This is a genomic window from Stenotrophomonas sp. LM091, assembly GCF_001806305.1.
Taxonomy (GTDB): domain Bacteria; phylum Pseudomonadota; class Gammaproteobacteria; order Xanthomonadales; family Xanthomonadaceae; genus Stenotrophomonas; species Stenotrophomonas bentonitica_A.
Genome location: NZ_CP017483.1, coordinates 4,044,606 through 4,061,009, shown reverse-complemented (window position 1 = coordinate 4,061,009; position 16,404 = coordinate 4,044,606). Strand labels below are relative to the sequence as shown.

The window sequence follows — 16,404 nt, the reverse complement described above, 5'->3', positions numbered from 1 at the left end:
CTCAATAGACATCTCGAACCTCGATCTGCTGCTCGCGCAGGAACTGCTTGAGCGCGGGAATGGCGATGGCGCCACTGTGGAAGACGCTGGCAGCCAGCGCGCCATCGACGTCGGCCTGGTCGAACACATCGGCGAAGTGCTGCATCTCGCCAGCACCGCCGGAGGCGATCAGCGGCACCTGGCACAGCGCACGCGCCTGGCGCAGCTGGGCCACGTCGTAGCCGCGGCGCACGCCATCACTGTCCATGCAGTTCAGCACGATCTCGCCGGCGCCGCGGCGCTGCGCCTCCACCAGCCAGTCCAGCGTGCGTACGGCCACCGCCTGGGTCTTGTCCGGGTCGCCACTGAACCGGCGCACCCGCCATTCGCCATCCGGCTCACGTACCGAATCGATACCAACGACAACGCACTGCACACCAAACGCATCGGCCAGTTCCTCAATCAGTTCCGGCCGGCCCAGCGCCGGGGAGTTGATCGAGATCTTGTCGGCACCGGCATGCAGCACGCGCCGCGCAGTCTCCACATCGCTGATGCCGCCGGCCACGCAGAACGGAATGTCGATCAGGCGCGCGATGCGTTCGATCCAGCCCACATCCACCGCGCGCCCTTCCGGGCTGGCGCCGATGTCGTAGAACACGAGTTCGTCCGCGCCCTGGTCGCGGTAGCGCATCGCCAGCTCGGCGATATCGCCCATGTCCACGTGGTCGCGGAAGCGCACGCCCTTGACCACGCGGCCATCGCGCACGTCCAGGCACGGAATCAGGCGGCGGCTCAGCATGCCAGCGCTCCTTCCAGGGTCATGCGCCCTTCCAGCAGCGCCTTGCCGAGGATCGCGCCGCCACAGCCGACGGCCTTGGCCTGGGCCACGTCCTGGGCATCGCGCACGCCGCCGGAGGCCTGCACCGCCACGCCGGGCAACAACCGCGCCAAGTGCTGGTAAAGGTCGATGTTCGGCCCGGACAGCATCCCGTCGCGGGCGATATCGGTGCACAGCAGGTGCTGCATGCCGGCCTCGGCGTAGCGCTGGGCCAGCGCCTCCAGCGTGTCCTCGGCGGTCTCGGTCCAGCCATGCACCGGCAGCAGCCAGCGGCCGTCCTCGGCCTGGCGGGCATCGAGTGCGATGGTCAGCCGGTCCGGGCCGAACTCGCGCAGCCAGCCGATCACTGTGTCCGGCTCGCGCACCGAGACCGAGCCGACGACGACCCGGGCCGCACCGGCATCAAGAATCCGGGCGACATCATCGCGCGAGCGCACGCCGCCGCCGGTCTGCACCTTCAGGCCGGTCTGCGCCGCGATCGCAGCCAGCAGCGGCGCCAGCGTGTAACCGCCTGCCCGGGCCGCATCCAGGTCCACCAGGTGCATCCAGCTTGCGCCGGCCGCGGCAAAGGCCTGCGCGCGCGGCAGCGGGTCATCGCCGTAGGTGGTCTGCTGCGCGTAGTCGCCCTGCAGCAGCCGCACTACACGGCCTTCGCGGATGTCCAGGGCGGGATAGACGATGAAACTCATGTGGGTTCGTTCTCGATGAAGTTGCGCAGGATGCGCGCGCCCGTATCGGCCGAGCGCTCCGGGTGGAACTGGGCGCCACTGTGCCGGCCGCGCTGCACGACCGCCGCGAACAGCCCGCCGTGATCGCAGGCCGCCACGGTGTCTTCGCCCAAGGGTGCCGCATAGCTGTGCACGAAGTAGGCACTGGCGCGTGCCGGCACACCGGCCAGCAGCGGCGACTCGCGCAGTGGCAGCAGCCGGTTCCAGCCCATGTGCGGTACGCGGATGCCGGTGGCCGGGCGCAGGTGCCGCACCACCCCGGGCAGCAGGCCCAGGCATTCGACGTGCCCCTCTTCGGAACCGTCGAACAGCAGCTGCATGCCCAGGCAGATGCCGAGCAGCGGCACCTGCAGGTTGCGCAGCGGCTCGACCAGCCCCTGCGCATGCAGGCGCGCCATGCCGTGCGGGGCCGCGCCGACGCCGGGCAGGATCACCCGGCTGACGCCCTCCAGCCCCTGCGCATCGCGCACCAGGCGCACCTGCACGCCCAGCCGCTCCAGCGCATAGCGGACCGAGCCAAGGTTGGCCCCACCCGCATCGATCAGCGCAACCTCCGTCACAGCGCCCCCTTGGTACTCGGCAACGCGGTGCCCTGGCGCGGCAAGGCCTGGCGCAGTGCACGGGCCAGCGCCTTGAAGCAGGCCTCGACCTTGTGGTGGTCGTTGTCGCCGCGCACGCTCAGGTGCAGGTTGAGCCCGGCCGCGTCGCACAGCGAGCGGAAGAAGTGCGGCACCAGCTCGGTCGGCATGTCGCCCACGCGCTCGCGCTTGAACTCGCCCTCGAACACGAAATACGGGCGGCCGCTGAAATCCAGCGCGGCACTGGCCAGCGTTTCGTCCATCGGCAGCGTGAACCCATAACGACCGATCCCGCGCTTGTCGCCGAGTGCCTCCCGCAGGGCCTGGCCCAGCGCCAGGCCGGTGTCTTCGATGGTGTGGTGCTCATCGATGTGCAGGTCGCCCTCGGCCTGCACGCTCAGCGCGAAACCGCCGTGCTTGCCGATCTGCTCCAGCATGTGATCGAAGAACGGCAGGCCGGTGTGGGTCTGCGGCTCGGCGGTGCGGTCCAGATCGACCTCGACCCGGATCCTGGTTTCCTTGGTGTTGCGCTGCACGCTGGCGCGGCGCGGTGCGTCGGCCAGTTCGTGCGCGATCGAGGTCCAGTCCCAGTCACCGCCGAACTGCTCGGTGCGCAGCTGGAAACCACGGATCTTCATGTTCTCGGCGAACTGGATATCGGTCAGGCGGTCGCCCACCATGGCCGAGCGGGTCCAGTCGATATTGCGGTCCTGCAGGTACGGCAGCATCAGCCCTATACCCGGCTTGCGGGTGGGCGCGTTGTCCTGCGGCCAGGTGCCGTCGATCAGCACGTCACGGAAGGTGATGCCCTGGCTGGCGAAGATCTGCAGCATCAGGTCGTTGGGGCCATCGAAGCTGGCCTGCGGGTAGCCCTCGGTTCCGAGCCCGTCCTGGTTGCTGACGATCACGAACTGGTAGCCGGCATCGCGCAGCTTGAGCATCGCCGGGATCACATCGCGCACGAAGCGCAGCTTCTCGTAGGCGTCGATCTGGAAATCGGCGGGCTCTTCGATCAGGGTGCCGTCGCGGTCGACGAACAGAATCGGGATCATGCGGCAGCCCTCCGGGCCATCAGGGCGGCAAGTACACGGTCATTCTGCTCGGGGCTGCCGATGGTGATGCGCAGCGCATCGCCAAGCTGTGGCGCAGCCCGCTGGTCACGCACCACCACGCCAGCGGCGAGCAACGCGTCGAAGGCACCCTGTGCATCGGCAAAGCGGGCGAGCAGGTAGTTGCCCTGCGAAGGATAGACGCGCGCGACGCCGGGCAGCGCGGCCAGGCCGGACTGCAGGCGGGCGCGTTCTGCCTTGATCTGCGCGGTGCGCTGGGCGGTCACGGCCAGGCTCTCGGGTGAGAGCGCCGCCAGCGCCAGTTCCGCGCAGGGCGCCGGCACCGGATACGGGGCTTGGCAGCGGCGCAGCAACTGGATCAGCGCGGCATCCGCGATCAGGCTGCCGATGCGCGCCGCCGCCAGGGCATGCGCCTTGGACAGCGTCCGCAGCACGGCGATGTTGTCGTAACGGCTCAGCAGCGTCGTTGCGGACGGTTGCTCGGCGTACTCACCGTAGGCCTCATCCACCACCACCAGTGCCCTGCCCTGCAACGCGGCGGCCACCCGCTCGATCTCCGCCAAGGGAATCACGCTGCCAGCGGGATTGGAGGGTGAGCACAGGAACACCAGCTTCGCCTTGCCGGCCAGGGCAGCGGCGATGACCGCGTCGATATCGGCGACCAGTGCATCGCCCTGGTCCACCAGCGGCACCTCGATCAGCGGCGCGTTCTGCAGGCGGGCGCAGACGGAGTACATGCCGAACACCGGCGGCGTGGTCACCACCGCATCGCGGCCTGGTTCGCACAGCGCACGGACCAGCAGATCGATGGCCTCGTCACTGCCACGGCCGATCAGCAGTTGTCCGGGGGCGCAGCCGTAGAGGTCCGCCAGGCGATCACGCAGGGCGGCCGGCTGGGGATCCGGATAGCGGCGCGCGCCCCCCTCGGCGTCGGCCGGGTTGGCCCAGGCCGATTCGTTGGCGTTGAGCCAGACATCACCGGTCAGCGCACTGCTGCGCGCCGAGGAGTACCCGGCAAAGGCCTGCAGGTCCTCGCGGACCAGGGGCAGGACGGAGGCAGTGCTCATGCGGCCGCCTCCATGCGCAGGGTCACCGCGTTCTCATGGGCATCCAGGCCCTCGGCGCGCGCCAGCACACGCGCGCACTGCCCGATCGCGGCGATGCCGGCGGCAGTGGCCGACTGCACGCTGATCAGGTTCTGGAAGCTGGCCACGCTGACGCCACTGTACGCACGTGCCGCACCGGCGGTGGGCAGCACGTGGTTGGTGCCACTGCAGTAGTCGCCCAGCGCTTCGGGGGTGTAGTCGCCGAGGAACACCGAACCGGCGGCCTCCACCTTCTCCAACCACGCGCGCGGCTCGCGCAGCGCGAGAATCAGGTGCTCCGGCGCGTACCGGTTGCTGATCGCGAAGGCTTCATCAAGCGAATCCACCAGGATCAAGCGCGAGGACGCCAGCGCCTGCGCCGCGATTTCCGCACGCGACAACTGCGCCAGCTGCGCTTCCACCGCAGCCTCGACCCGGTCCACCATCGCCGCGTCATCGGTCAGCAGCAGCACCTGCGAATCCGGGCCGTGCTCGGCCTGCGAGAGCAGATCGGCGGCGACGAACGCCGGATTGGCGCCGGCATCGGCGATCACCAGCACTTCGGACGGGCCGGCCGGCATATCGATGGCCGCCGCGCCGTCTTGGGCCACCTGCTGCTTGGCTTCGGTCACGAAACTGTTGCCCGGGCCATACAGCTTGTCGCAGGCCGGGACGCTGTCGGTGCCATAGGCCATCGCCGCAATGGCCTGGGCGCCGCCCAGCTTGAACACGCGGTGCACGCCGGTCAGGCGCGCGGCAACCAGCACGGCAGGGTCGGCACTGCCGTCCTTGCGCGGCGGCGTGCACAGCACCACCTCGCGGCAGCCGGCCAGCTGCGCGGGCACGCCCAGCATCAAGGCGGTGGATGGCAACGGTGCACTGCCGGCCGGTACATACAGCCCCACCCGGGCGATCGGACGCACCACGCGCTCGCAGCGCACGCCGGGCGCGGTCTCGACCGCATAGCCCTGGCTCATGCCCGCCTGGTGGAAGGTGCGGATGCGGGCGGCCGCATCGATCATCGCCTGCCGCAGTTCGGCGGAGACGGCCTGCTCGGCGGCGGCGAATTCCGCCTCGCTCACCTCGAAGGTATCCGGCGCCACCCCGTCAAAGCGCAGGGTGATCTCGCGCAGCGCGGCATCGCCGCCTTCGCGTACCGCGGCGATCAGGGCCGCGACCGACTCGCGGGTGCGTGCCGCCACGGCCTGGACCGGGCGTTGCAGCGCCTGCGCCTGGGCGCCGGCATCCAATTGGGACCACGTCAAACGATTCATGCCAGCGACCGCTCCACACTCAATACCATCAAGCCCTGCGCGCCCGCGCGCTCCAGTTCCTCCAACCGCTGCCAGGTCAACGCACCGTGGCACATGGTCTGCAAACGCAGGTGGCCGCCATCATCGGGCAGCTGCACCAGCGGGTCGGCGTCGGGCAGCAGGCGGGTCAGCTCGGACACGCGATCCAGTTCGGCGCGGAACATCAGCAGCTTGCTGTCCTGCACCTTCACCACACCATCGAGGCGGCGCAGCAGCATTGCCATCAGGCCGGCACGGGCGTCATCGGGCGTGCGGACCGGGCCGGCCAGCACCGCTTCGCTCTCCAGCAGGGTTTCAACCGGCTTGAGCTGGTTGGCGGCCAACGTCGCGCCACTGGAGACCAGGTCGCAGATCAGATCGGCCGTACCCAGGCGCGGGGCGATTTCGACCGATCCGGACAGCTCGACCACCTGCGCATCCACGCCACGCTCGGCCAGCCAGTCGGCCAGGATCGCGGGGTAACTGGTGGCGATGCGCTTGCCGGCCAGCTGTTCGACGCCGGTCCATTCCCAATCCTCCGGCACCGCCAGCATCAAGCGGCACTGGCCGAAGTTGAGCCCGCGCAGCGCCTGGTAGGCGTCCGGCAGGCCGATCCGGCGGCGCGCGGCACCCTGCTCGTCCAGCTCGTTGCGGCCAACGATGCCAAAGTCGCATACGCCATCGGCGATCAGGCCGGGGATATCGTCATCGCGGACCAGCAGCAGGTCCACCGGCAGCGATTCGCCGTAGCAGAACAGCTTGTCTCGGCTCTGCCGCCAGCTCAGCCCGCAGGCGGTCAGCAGGCTGCGCGCGGGCTCGGCCAGCCGCCCGTTCTTCTGGATGGCGATGCGCAGCCGGTCACGTGCCGGGGCGGTCTGGGTTGCACTCATGGGGAGGTCTCTACTCGGATTCGGGGGAGGACGGCGTGGCGGCGATGGCGGCGGCATAGCCGCCGTGGCCGTGGTCCAGCGAGCGCGCCACGCGCCCGGTGGTGGTCACGCTGACCCCGGTCAACTCATGGATCTCGCGATACGGCACGCCCTGCTGCAGCAACGGCACCACTTTCCAGCGGTCGGACAGCGCCTCCAGCTCGGCGGGCGTGCACAGGTCGCGCAGGAAGGCGGTCACTGCCTCCGGATCGGACAGGGCAGCAAACGCACGCGCCAGCGAGGCCAGATCGGCCTGGGCATCTTTTTCGCGGGGGATCGGACGTAGTTTCATCGTATCAATGTAATAGCGTGCTATTACATTAGCGCAAATGACGGCGCACGGTCAAACCGCCGCGCAGGCGGAATGGGCCGGTTCAGGGTCTGGAAACGAACAACGCCCGCGTTGGCGGGCGTTGGATGGGTATCCACGGAGAAGCGTGCCGACCAGCGGTCGGCAACTACCGGCAGCGGACCTCGGCACGCAGGGCACCGCTGCGCAGGCATTCGCCAAGCAGGCCGCCCTGGCGGCTGGGAAGCGACTCCAGCGCTTCCAGCAGGCCCGCACCCTTGGGGCAGACGCTGCTGGCCAGTTCGCGCAGGTCGTGTTCCAACAACTTCGGGTCAACCATGTGGCAGCGGTCGACCGTCAACCGGTAAAGCCCGGGGCCGATCCGCTTGCTGCGCAGCTGCGGATCGCTCTGGCAGCCGGCGAGCAGGAGCACCATCAGTGCCCCTGCTCCCAGCCGCTTCATGCCATCGCCTTGGCCTGCTCCAGCTCGACCTGCAGCGCGCTGGCCAATTCGTCGCGGGCGACCTCGAACTGCTGCTCACGCAGCAGGTCCTTGACCGCCACCACACCACGCGCCAGCTCATCCTCACCGGCCAGCACGACGAAACGGATACCCGCCTTTGCCGCGTACTGGAACTGCTTGCCGATCTTCTTCGGCTCCATCTGCACTTCGGCATTGATGCCGCCCACGCGCAGGCGGCGGGCGATATCCAGCGACTCCGGCAGGCCGTTGTCGTCCATCAAGGCCACCAGCGCGTGCACGCTGCTGTCCTCGATACCGGCGATCAGGCCGGCCTCGCGCAGCTGCCAGAACAGGCGGGTCAGGCCGATGGAGATGCCCACGCCCGGCAGCTTGGACTTGCTGTAGTGACTGGCCAAATCGGCGTAGCGCCCGCCCGAGCAGATCGAGCCGATCTGCGGGTGGTCGGTCAGCGTGGTCTCGTAAACGGTGCCGGTGTAGTAATCCAGGCCACGCACGATCGAGAAGTTCAGGCAGTACGCGGTTTCCGGCACGCCCAGCGCCTTGACCAGCTGCAGCACTTCGCGCAGCTCGGCCACGCCCTGCTTGAGCGTCTCGCTGGCGGCCGCATCGGCCAGCAGTGCGTCCAGCTGGGCCAGCGCGTCGGCGTGGCTGCTCGAGCGTACAGTCGCAAAAGCCAGGATGCGCTCGACCTGCTCGGCGGGAATATCAAAGCCCTCGCCCACCAGCGTCTCGCGCACGTAATCGGCGCCACGCTTGTCCAGCTTGTCCACTTCACGCAGCACGGCCAGCTGGCGCTCGCCATCGGCCACGCCCAGGCTTTCGAAGAAGCCGCGCATCAGCTTGCGGTTGTTGAGCTGCACCGAGAAATCACCGATGCGCAGTTCAGCGAACACCGCATGGATCACCGCCAGCACTTCGGCGTCGTAACGGGTGCTCAGCGTGTCCTTGCCGATCACATCGATATCGCACTGGTAGAACTCACGGAAGCGGCCACGCTGGGCACGCTCGCCGCGGTACACGCGCTGCATCTGGTAGCGGCGGAACGGGAAAGTCAGGTCGTGTTCGTGCTCGGCCACGTAGCGCGCCAGCGGCACGGTCAGGTCGAAGCGCAGGGCCAGTTCGGGCAGCGCCTTCTCTTCAGCTTCGGCGGCATTGGCCAGCGCGCCGGTGGACTGCACGAAATACACCTGGCGCTCGGTCTCGCCGCCGGACTTGGTCAGCAGCACATCGGACAGCTCGAACACCGGGGTTTCCACCGGCAGGAACCCGAACCGCTCGTAGTTGCGGCGGATGACGTCCAGCATGCGCTGGAACGCGATCTGCTCACGCGGCAGCAATTCCATGATGCCGGGCGGCGTACGGGGCTTGATCACTTGCGGGACTCCTGCGGAAACGGGGGGATGAGCGAGCGGCATATTCTAGCCGCAGCCAGCGCGACGGGCCGCATCCCGCGTCAGGACCGGGCCAATGGCGGCATGAAGTATCATAGGCAGGCCCCGCTTGCTGACCTGACATGACCCGGCCCCACTCCGGTACCGCGCTTTCCGCTGTTGAAGACCCCGCCGCCCCCGGTTGCTCGCCCCTGCGCGACTGCCTGCATTGCTCGGTACGGCACCTGGCGGTCTGCTCGGCGCTGTCGCCGGATGAAGTGCAGGCGCTGGAGCGGGTCACCGTCTCGCAGGCGCTGCCGCTGGGTTCTACCCTGGCCCGTGCCGGCGAGCCGCGCCAACATGTCTATACGATTACGGCCGGCGCGCTGCGCCTGGTCCGCACGCTGGCCGACGGGCGCCGCCAGATCAGCGGCTTCGTGCTGCCCGGCGATTTCCTCGGCCTGAGCGGCAGCGACCACCACCGCTATGACATCGAGGCCATCGCTGACAGCCGGGTCTGCCGCGTGGCCCTGCCGCAGATGAAGGACCTGCGCTCGCGCTTCCCCCACCTGGAACGGAAGCTGCTGCAGCGCGCCTGCCAGGAACTGGATGCCGCGCAGGATGCCGCGATGGCGCTGGGCCGACTGCAGCCGGCCGAGAAGGTCGCCGATTTCCTGCTGCGCCTGGCCGCGCGCGAAGCGTTGCTCGGCGAACCGGGGCTGCGCGTGACCCTGCCGATGGGCCGCGGCGATATCGCCGACCATCTCGGCCTGACCATGGAAACTGTCAGCCGCACCTTCACCAAGCTGCGCCAGCAGGGCCTGATCGCCCTGCCCCATCTGAACACCGTCGAGATCCTCGACGAAGCCGGTCTCCAGAAGCTGTCGGCCGACGAGTCTTACTGACCCCGCATCAGCCGCGCAGCAGCACCTCACGCAGCGCGCCATACGCCGGCGCGCATGCCTCGGCCCGCGCCGGCCGCTCCAGCAACGCGGCCAGGGCTGGCGGCACCGGCAACGGCCGGCCGATCAACGGCTCCACCACCGACTCGAACTTGGCAGGATGCGCGGTGGCCGCCACCGCCCAATGCCCCTGCACGCCGGCAGCCCGCAGGTGCTCCAGGCGCGCCACCGCGGTCGCCGTATGCGGGCAGAACACCTCGCCATGCAGGTCATGGCGCCGCTTGATCACTTCGCGGATCGCCGCATCATCCACGGCTTCGGCCGTGAACGCACCCCGCAGGGCCACGTCATCGTCGTTGTACAACCACCGCAGCCGCTCGAAATTGCTGGGCGCGCCCACGTCCATCGCATTGGCGATGGTCGCGACGCTGGTCTGCGCCTGGTAGGCCTCGCCGTGGAAATAGCGCGGCAACACATCGTTGGCATTGGTGGCCAGGGCGATCTGCCCCAGCGGCAGCCCCATAGACCGCGCCAGGATGGCCGCCATCGCGTTGCCCAGGTTGCCGGTCGGAATCACCAGATTGAGCACGTGGCCGGTCTGCGCCTGATGTAGCAGTGCGGCGTGCGCGTAGTAACTCATCTGCGGCAGCCAACGGCCCAGGCTGATGCTGTTGGCCGAGCTCAGCGGCACCGCGTCCTGCAGCTCACGATCGCCCAGCGCCTGCTTCACCATCGCCTGGCAATCATCGAAGGAACCGGCCACCCGCAGCGTGTGGATGTTGTCGCCGAAGCAGCCGAGCTGATGCGCCTGGCGCGGCGAGACGCGGCCATCCGGGTACAGCACCACCACGCGGATCCCCGGCTGCCGATGGAAGGCAGCGGCCACCGCCGCGCCGGTATCGCCCGAGGTCGCCACCACGATCGTCAGCGGGCGCTCGCGCCCCTGCTGCAACCGGGCAAGACAGGCCGCAAGGAAGCGCGCACCGAAGTCCTTGAACGCCGCCGTGGGGCCATGGAACAGCTCCAGCACATGGTCATCGGCGGTTGCCAGCGCGCGCAACGGCGCATCGAAATTGAAGGCCTGCGCGCAGAGTTCGGGCAGCACCGTTTCCAGGGCATCGTCCTGGAAGTACGGTGCAAGCACTGCGGCCGCGGTCTGCGCGAAGCTCGCCTGCGCTGACCAGCTCTGCAACTGCGGGCGGTGTTCGGGCACATACAGACCGCCATCCGGGGCAAGGCCTGCGGCAAGCGCCTGGCTGAGCGAGGTGGCGGGAGCAGCGTGACGCGTGGAGACAAACTTCATCGGAGATCCCAAAGTAGAAAGAGTGGAGGCGTCACAGCAGTCGGGCGGCAGGAGCATTCAAGGGCGACACCCAGCTTTGGCTGTCGAAGCCTGCCTCGGCGAACGCCTGCTGGACCGCGGCCTGCGCAGCGAGTGCGGCCTCGCGGTGTTCGAACCAGGCAAACACGCTTGGCCCCGCGCCGGAAATGCTGGCGCCCATCGCCCCGGCGGACAGCGCGGCATCGCGCGCCGCCGCAAAGCCGGTGATCAGCCCGGCACGGCGTGGCTCCACCAGCACGTCGCGCAGGCCCGCCCGGACCAGCCCGGCATCGGACGTGTAGCAGCCACTGAGCACCAGTGCCAGGTTCGCGCTCTGCGCGACGAACTCGCTCAGCGCGTAATGCCCTTGCAGTGCAGCGCGTGCGCGGCGGGTCTCCAGCACCGCATCCGGATGCACCAGCAGGCTGTGCCACGCCGCCGGGACCGGCACCGGCACCAGGCGATCGGCCGTGCTCAGTACCAGCCCGCCCAGCAGCATCGGCCCGAGGTTGTCGCCGTGGCGGCCGCCACTGGCCACCGCCTCGCCAGTCAACGCGAACGGATACAACGCTTCGCGCGACAACGGCTGCGGCAACAGCGCATTGGCGGCCACCAGCGCCGCCACGCAGGAGGCGGCCGAACCGCCCATGCCCGAGCCCAGGGCGATGCCCTTGTCGATCTCCACCGCAAAGCCGAAGGGCAGATCCAGGGCGGCACGCAGCGCGATCAGCGCGGCACCGGCGGTGTTGTCCTCGGCCGCCAGCGGCAGGTCGAGCGTGGTGCCGCGGATCGCGTGGATACGAACCACGGGCTCGTCGATCCGGCGGACCGTGACCGTATCGCCAACGCCTTCGATCGCGTGGCCAAGAATATCGAACCCTACCCCCACGTTGCCGACCGAGGCCGGTGCGAACGCACGTGCTTCAGTGCTGCTGCCGTGACTCACAGGCGCGCTCCTTCGCCCACCGCCACGCGCAGCACATCGGCGAACACGCCCGCGGCGGTCACCTCCGGCCCGGCACCCGGGCCCTGCACGACCAGCGGGTTATCGCAGTAGCGGCGCGTGGTGAACTGCACCACGTTGTCGGTCAGGCGCAGGTTGGCGAAGGCATGCCCCGCCGGCAGCGCGACGAGTCCTACTTCAGCGCCGTCGGGGGTCAGGCGTGCCACGTAGCGCAGCACCGCACCCTCGGCCCTGGCGACGGCCAGCCGCTCGGCAAACACCGCATCGATCTGCGGCAGGCCGGCCATGAAATCCTCCACGCTGGCCTGGCGCAGCGCTTCGGGCACCAGGCTCTCCACACGCACCTGCTCCAGGCTGAGTTCACGGCCCGCCTCACGCGCCAGGATCACCAGCTTGCGCGCGACATCCACGCCGGAGAGATCATCGCGCGGGTCCGGCTCGGTGTAGCCCATGCCACGCGCCTGGCTGACCAGATCGGAGAATGGCACCTGGCCGTCGTATTTGTTGAACAGCCACGCCAGCGTGCCGGAGAAGATGCCGTCGATCGCCAGCACCTCATCGCCGGTATCGACCAGGTCGCGCAGCGTGGTGATGACCGGCAGCCCTGCCCCCACCGTGGCCTCGTAACGGAAGCGCGCGCCACTGCCGGCGGCCGCCTCGCGGATTGCGTGATAGCGCTCCAGCGGACCGGCGCCGGCCTGTTTGTTCGGGGTGACCACGTGGATGCCCGCGGCCAGCCAGCCGGCATAGCGATCGGCCACATCGGCGCTGCCACTGCAATCGATGATCAGCGCGTGCGGCAGGTGGGCAGAGAGCAGATGCTCGGTGAACGCCTCCAGGTCACTCGGCTGCGCCGGGCCGGACAGCGCCGCGCGCCAGTCGCCCTTCAAGCCCCGTTCGTCCAGCACCATGCGGCTGCGCGAGGCCACCGCACGCAGGCGCAGATCCACATTGGCGCGGCCCAGCAGCTGCACCTGGGCGGCCTGCAGCTGATCCAGCAGGGCCGCCCCCACGTTGCCCGGGCCGATCACACCGACCGAGAACGTCTGCGGCGACAGCCAGAAGCCGGCATGCGCCGCACGCAGGGCCTTGGTCGCATGGCGGCTGTCCACCGCCACGGAGATGTTGCGCTCGGACGAGCCCTGCGCGATCGCCAGGATGTTCACCTGCGCGCGGCCCAGCGACTCGAACAGGCGCGCAGCCACGCCCGGCTGCCCGGCCATGCCGTCACCCACCGCCGCCAGCACGCTTACGTTGTCGGTCAGCTGCACGCGCTGCACCTGGCCCAGGCTCAACTCATGCGCGAACGCCTGCAGCAGCGACTCACGCGCACGTACCGCCTCGGCCTGTTTCACCACGCAGCAGATCGAGTGCTCGGAAGACCCCTGCGAGATCATCACCACCGACACATGTGCATTGCGCAGCGCCGCGAATACCCGCTCGGCGGTGCCAGGCACGCCGATCAGGCCGGTGCCTTCCAGGTTGATGACCGCCAAGTCCGGGCTCAAGGTCAGGCCCTTGATCGGGCCGGAGGCGGTGCGTTCGGCGGTGATGCGTGTTCCCGGATGGTCCGGGTGGAAGGTGTTGCGGATGATGATCGGCAGGCCGCGCTCGATCGCCGGCGACATCGTCTGCGGGTGCACCACCTTGGCGCCGAAATAGGCCAGCTCGCAGGCTTCGTCGTAACTCAGCGCCTCCAGCTGGACCGCCTCGGGCACCACGCGCGGGTCGGCGGAGAGCACGCCGTCCACATCCGTCCAGATATGCAGCTCATCGGCATTGAACAAGGCGGCGAAGATCGCCCCGGAGTAGTCGCTGCCGTTGCGGCCCAGCGTGGTGATGCGGTCCTGGCGGTCGCGGGCGACGAAGCCGGTCGCCACGATGCGCGATTGCGGATGCTGCAGTCGCCAATGCGCAAGGCGTTCAGCGCTGCGCACCCAATCCACGTCCACGCCCAGTTCGCCGCGCTCGATCACCAGCACATCGCGCGCATCCAGCACGGCGCAGTCTTCGCCCAGCGTCTGCAGGTACCGGCCCAGCAGCTGCGCCGAGTACACCTCGCCCATGCCCTGCACACGGTCCAGCACTTCGGTGGGCAGGCCACCGATCACCGCCAGCGCGCCCAGCACCTCGGCCAGCTGATCGAAGCGCTGGTCCAGCCATTCCACCGTTGCCCCGGCGTGTTCGCCCAGCAACGCCACTGCGGCGCCACGGTGGCGGGCACGCAGCGCATGCCAATGCTCGCGCCAGGCCGACCCGTCTTCGGCCGCCAGCGTGGCCACGCCGATCAACGCCTCGGTGACGCCCTTCATCGCCGATACCACGGTGACCTGCATCGCCTCGTCACGCGCCAGCAGCAGCTGCGCCACGTGACGATAGCGCTCGGCATCGGCGACCGAGGTGCCGCCGAACTTGTGGACGACGGTCGCCACCCCGGCACGCGAGGCGACGGAGACGGCAGGCTGGGCGGAGGGTGGAGCGGAAGCGGCGACAGAAGACATGCTGACCTCGATGCGAGGCCCCGCGGCATATCAGGCTTGAGAGTTTCCCCGCCACCTGATCTGGGTGCGGGGCCGTGGTTTTCGGAAATTACGCGAAGACGACGGGCCGCACCGGGCGAGTGGTGGCGGTGGTAATGATGGTGGTACCGGTCGACACGGTCTGCCCGCCCGCGGAGGCGGGAAGGAGCAGCTGGATGTGGGCGGCGGTGATGACCATGGGCCAAGAAAACTACGCCGCCGCCCTGCTTGTCAAGTGCTGCGCTGCAAAAGATCGCGGCACGTAAACCGCCGCGATCGTCGGCCAAACAGTTGCGATTGTGACCATCCAGATACAGCAAGGGCTGCCCTATCCCACATGCTCGGCCACTGCGGCAGGCGGACGATGTGCATGCGCACACATCAGCACGCCGGTGATCAGGCAGACGATGGCCACGGTTTCCATCAGGGTCGGCCAGCGCTGCTGCCAGGCAAACCCGTACAGCAGCGCAAACAGCGTTTCGAACACGATCATCTGGCCGGTCAGGGTCAGCGGCAGGTGGCGGCTGGCACGGTTCCAGCAGGCGTTGCCGAGCACCGACGCGACCACCGCCACGCCCGCACTGATCAGCCAGAAGTTGAGCCACGCGCCGGGCGCATGCACCGTGGTGCTGGTCAGGAAGGCGCTGGGCACCAGCACCAGGGCGAGGCCGCCGGTGGTGATGCCGGTCAGCAGCGACCAATCGTGCCCGGACAGGTCCGGCCGGCGGGCCAGCCAGCGGCTGTTGCCGATCGAGTACACCGCCCAGGACAGCAGCGCGCCGATCGCGCACAGCAGGCCCAGCAGGCGGCGCCCGGCAGAGCCCTGTGCGTGCTCGGCCATCAAGGCCTCATAGCCCACCAGCGCCACGCCAAGCAGGCACAGCAGCAGCGCCGGCGCCAACCGCCGCAGTGGCACGGCGCCCTCCTCGCGCACGCCGGCCAGGGTCACCACCACCGGGATCAACCCCACGATCAGCGATGCGGCCGCGCCGCCGGCCCACTGCACAGCATTGGCCAGCAGCAGGAAGTACACCAGGTTGCCGGCCAGGCTCAGCCACAACAGCCCACGCCACTCGGGCCAGGCCAGCCGGTCCTTGAGCTGCCGCCAGCGCGGTGCCAGCAGCACTACGGCGATCAGGCCGTAGACCAGATAACGGCCAGCCGAGAGCTGCACCGCATTGAAGCTGTGCAGCATCGCCGGGGCCAGGAACACCACGCCCCACAGCGCGCCGGCGGCGATGCCGTTGGCGATGCCCACTCCCATCGATCGATTCATTACGGCTCACGCATGTGCATTGGCCGCGCAGTGTAGAAGCCGCGCCCGGCGGCGTCTTGACCCAGGCTACTGCCGCCGGAAGGCCTGCGGGGTCAGCCCGGTCTCCCGGCGCAGGGCGCGGGTCAGCGCGCTGTGCTCGGAGTAGCCGGCATCGAGCGCGATCGTGGCGATGCTGTCGGCACTGGTCAGCAAGCGGTGCTTGGCCCAGCGCAGCCGGCAGGCACTGAGCCAGGCGTGCGGCGGCACGCCGAACTCCTGCACGAACGCTGCATGCAGGCGGCTGGCACTGATGCCGACCAGCGCGGCCATGCGGGCCACGTTCCAGTCCGCGCCAGGGTTGGCGGACAAGCGGGTGCACAAGGCATGCAGACGCGCCGCACTGCCGGCAGGGGCGTACTGCTGCAGCAGTGTGGCCAGCAGCGCATCGCTGCCCTGCGGCGGCGTGCCGGACAACCCCTGCCGCAATCGCTTTGGCAGGGCCAGCCAGCGCTGCCGGCGCAGATGTTCCAGGGTGTCATCATCGATCAGCCCGGCCGGGCAATCGACGATCAGCATCAGGTGCTCGCCATCACCGGTCTGCGCATGCCCCTCGCCGGGCGCCACGAAGGCCCCCTGCAGCACATCCAGCCGGCCGCCGAAGGCGTCGACTTCAAACTCCAGATCACCGCGCAGCGGCAGCACCCATTGCGCAAAGTCATGCCGGTCCACATCGCTGGACGTTCCGTAACACCGCAGGTGGCAGGCGCTGGCAAGCATGGCGATAGTCTGCGCGCGGGGCGA

At 69.1% G+C, this 16,404-nt stretch carries 17 protein-coding genes; 1 reads left to right on the top strand and 16 read right to left on the bottom strand.

Features of this window, described 5'->3' with window-relative positions:
- Position 1 precedes the first annotated feature (1 nt).
- From hisF to hisS, 10 genes are all read right to left on the bottom strand, one after another.
- Entirely contained in the window at positions 2 to 778 is a 777-nt protein-coding gene (gene hisF / locus BIZ42_RS18095) for an imidazole glycerol phosphate synthase subunit HisF (RefSeq protein ID WP_019183001.1), read from the bottom strand.
- A complete protein-coding gene (gene hisA, locus BIZ42_RS18090; protein WP_019183002.1) occupies positions 772 to 1,506 on the bottom strand; it encodes a 1-(5-phosphoribosyl)-5-[(5-phosphoribosylamino)methylideneamino]imidazole-4-carboxamide isomerase in 735 nt (244 codons plus the stop codon). Before hisA ends, hisF begins: the two co-directional genes overlap by 7 nt.
- Complete coding sequence (gene hisH / locus BIZ42_RS18085; RefSeq protein ID WP_019183003.1) at positions 1,503 to 2,105, bottom strand: imidazole glycerol phosphate synthase subunit HisH; 603 nt, start codon at positions 2,103 to 2,105, stop codon at positions 1,503 to 1,505. Before hisH ends, hisA begins: the two co-directional genes overlap by 4 nt.
- Positions 2,102 to 3,175, bottom strand: coding sequence for a bifunctional histidinol-phosphatase/imidazoleglycerol-phosphate dehydratase HisB (gene hisB / locus BIZ42_RS18080; protein WP_070427270.1), 1,074 nt, complete (start codon positions 3,173 to 3,175; stop codon positions 2,102 to 2,104). Before hisB ends, hisH begins: the two co-directional genes overlap by 4 nt.
- Entirely contained in the window at positions 3,172 to 4,260 is a 1,089-nt protein-coding gene (gene hisC, locus BIZ42_RS18075; protein WP_070427269.1) for a histidinol-phosphate transaminase, read from the bottom strand. Before hisC ends, hisB begins: the two co-directional genes overlap by 4 nt.
- Complete coding sequence (gene hisD / locus BIZ42_RS18070) at positions 4,257 to 5,552, bottom strand: histidinol dehydrogenase (RefSeq protein WP_070427268.1); 1,296 nt, start codon at positions 5,550 to 5,552, stop codon at positions 4,257 to 4,259. The genes hisC and hisD overlap by 4 nt, the downstream gene beginning before the upstream one ends.
- On the bottom strand, positions 5,549 to 6,460 hold the full coding sequence (hisG, locus tag BIZ42_RS18065) for an ATP phosphoribosyltransferase (protein WP_070427267.1): 912 nt from the start codon (positions 6,458 to 6,460) through the stop codon (positions 5,549 to 5,551). The genes hisD and hisG overlap by 4 nt, the downstream gene beginning before the upstream one ends.
- Positions 6,461 to 6,470: 10 nt before the next feature.
- A complete protein-coding gene (locus BIZ42_RS18060; RefSeq protein ID WP_070427266.1) occupies positions 6,471 to 6,791 on the bottom strand; it encodes a YerC/YecD family TrpR-related protein in 321 nt (106 codons plus the stop codon).
- A 166-nt stretch (positions 6,792 to 6,957) separates the two neighbouring features.
- Positions 6,958 to 7,251, bottom strand: a complete 294-nt coding sequence (locus BIZ42_RS18055; protein ID WP_070427265.1) for a hypothetical protein — start codon at positions 7,249 to 7,251, stop codon at positions 6,958 to 6,960.
- Entirely contained in the window at positions 7,248 to 8,645 is a 1,398-nt protein-coding gene (hisS, locus tag BIZ42_RS18050) for a histidine--tRNA ligase (RefSeq protein WP_070427264.1), read from the bottom strand. The genes BIZ42_RS18055 and hisS overlap by 4 nt, the downstream gene beginning before the upstream one ends.
- A gap of 140 nt (positions 8,646 to 8,785) precedes the next feature.
- Between hisS and BIZ42_RS18045 the strand changes: the two genes are divergently transcribed.
- Positions 8,786 to 9,547 carry a helix-turn-helix domain-containing protein gene (locus BIZ42_RS18045; RefSeq protein WP_019183011.1) on the top strand — a complete coding sequence of 254 codons (762 nt, stop codon included), beginning with the start codon at positions 8,786 to 8,788 and terminating at the stop codon, positions 9,545 to 9,547.
- Between the two features lie 7 nt (positions 9,548 to 9,554).
- Here the strand turns inward: BIZ42_RS18045 and thrC are convergent, their stop codons facing one another.
- The 6 genes from thrC to BIZ42_RS18020 all read right to left on the bottom strand — a co-directional run bounded on the left by thrC (position 9,555) and on the right by BIZ42_RS18020 (position 16,380).
- Complete coding sequence (thrC, locus tag BIZ42_RS18040) at positions 9,555 to 10,847, bottom strand: threonine synthase (RefSeq protein WP_070427263.1); 1,293 nt, start codon at positions 10,845 to 10,847, stop codon at positions 9,555 to 9,557.
- 31 nt (positions 10,848 to 10,878) lie between these two features.
- Entirely contained in the window at positions 10,879 to 11,811 is a 933-nt protein-coding gene (locus tag BIZ42_RS18035) for a homoserine kinase (RefSeq protein ID WP_070427262.1), read from the bottom strand.
- On the bottom strand, positions 11,808 to 14,330 hold the full coding sequence (thrA, locus tag BIZ42_RS18030; protein ID WP_070427261.1) for a bifunctional aspartate kinase/homoserine dehydrogenase I: 2,523 nt from the start codon (positions 14,328 to 14,330) through the stop codon (positions 11,808 to 11,810). The genes BIZ42_RS18035 and thrA overlap by 4 nt, the downstream gene beginning before the upstream one ends.
- An 88-nt stretch (positions 14,331 to 14,418) precedes the next feature.
- Positions 14,419 to 14,547 carry a hypothetical protein gene (locus tag BIZ42_RS19960; protein ID WP_019183015.1) on the bottom strand — a complete coding sequence of 43 codons (129 nt, stop codon included), beginning with the start codon at positions 14,545 to 14,547 and terminating at the stop codon, positions 14,419 to 14,421.
- Between the two features lie 129 nt (positions 14,548 to 14,676).
- The gene (locus tag BIZ42_RS18025; protein WP_070427260.1) at positions 14,677 to 15,624 is read right to left on the bottom strand and encodes a DMT family transporter; all 948 of its coding nucleotides are present in this window, start codon (positions 15,622 to 15,624) and stop codon (positions 14,677 to 14,679) included.
- A 66-nt stretch (positions 15,625 to 15,690) separates the two neighbouring features.
- Positions 15,691 to 16,380 (bottom strand): AraC family transcriptional regulator, encoded by a 690-nt coding sequence (locus tag BIZ42_RS18020; RefSeq protein WP_070427259.1) that lies wholly within the window; start codon positions 16,378 to 16,380, stop codon positions 15,691 to 15,693.
- Positions 16,381 to 16,404 lie beyond the last annotated feature (24 nt).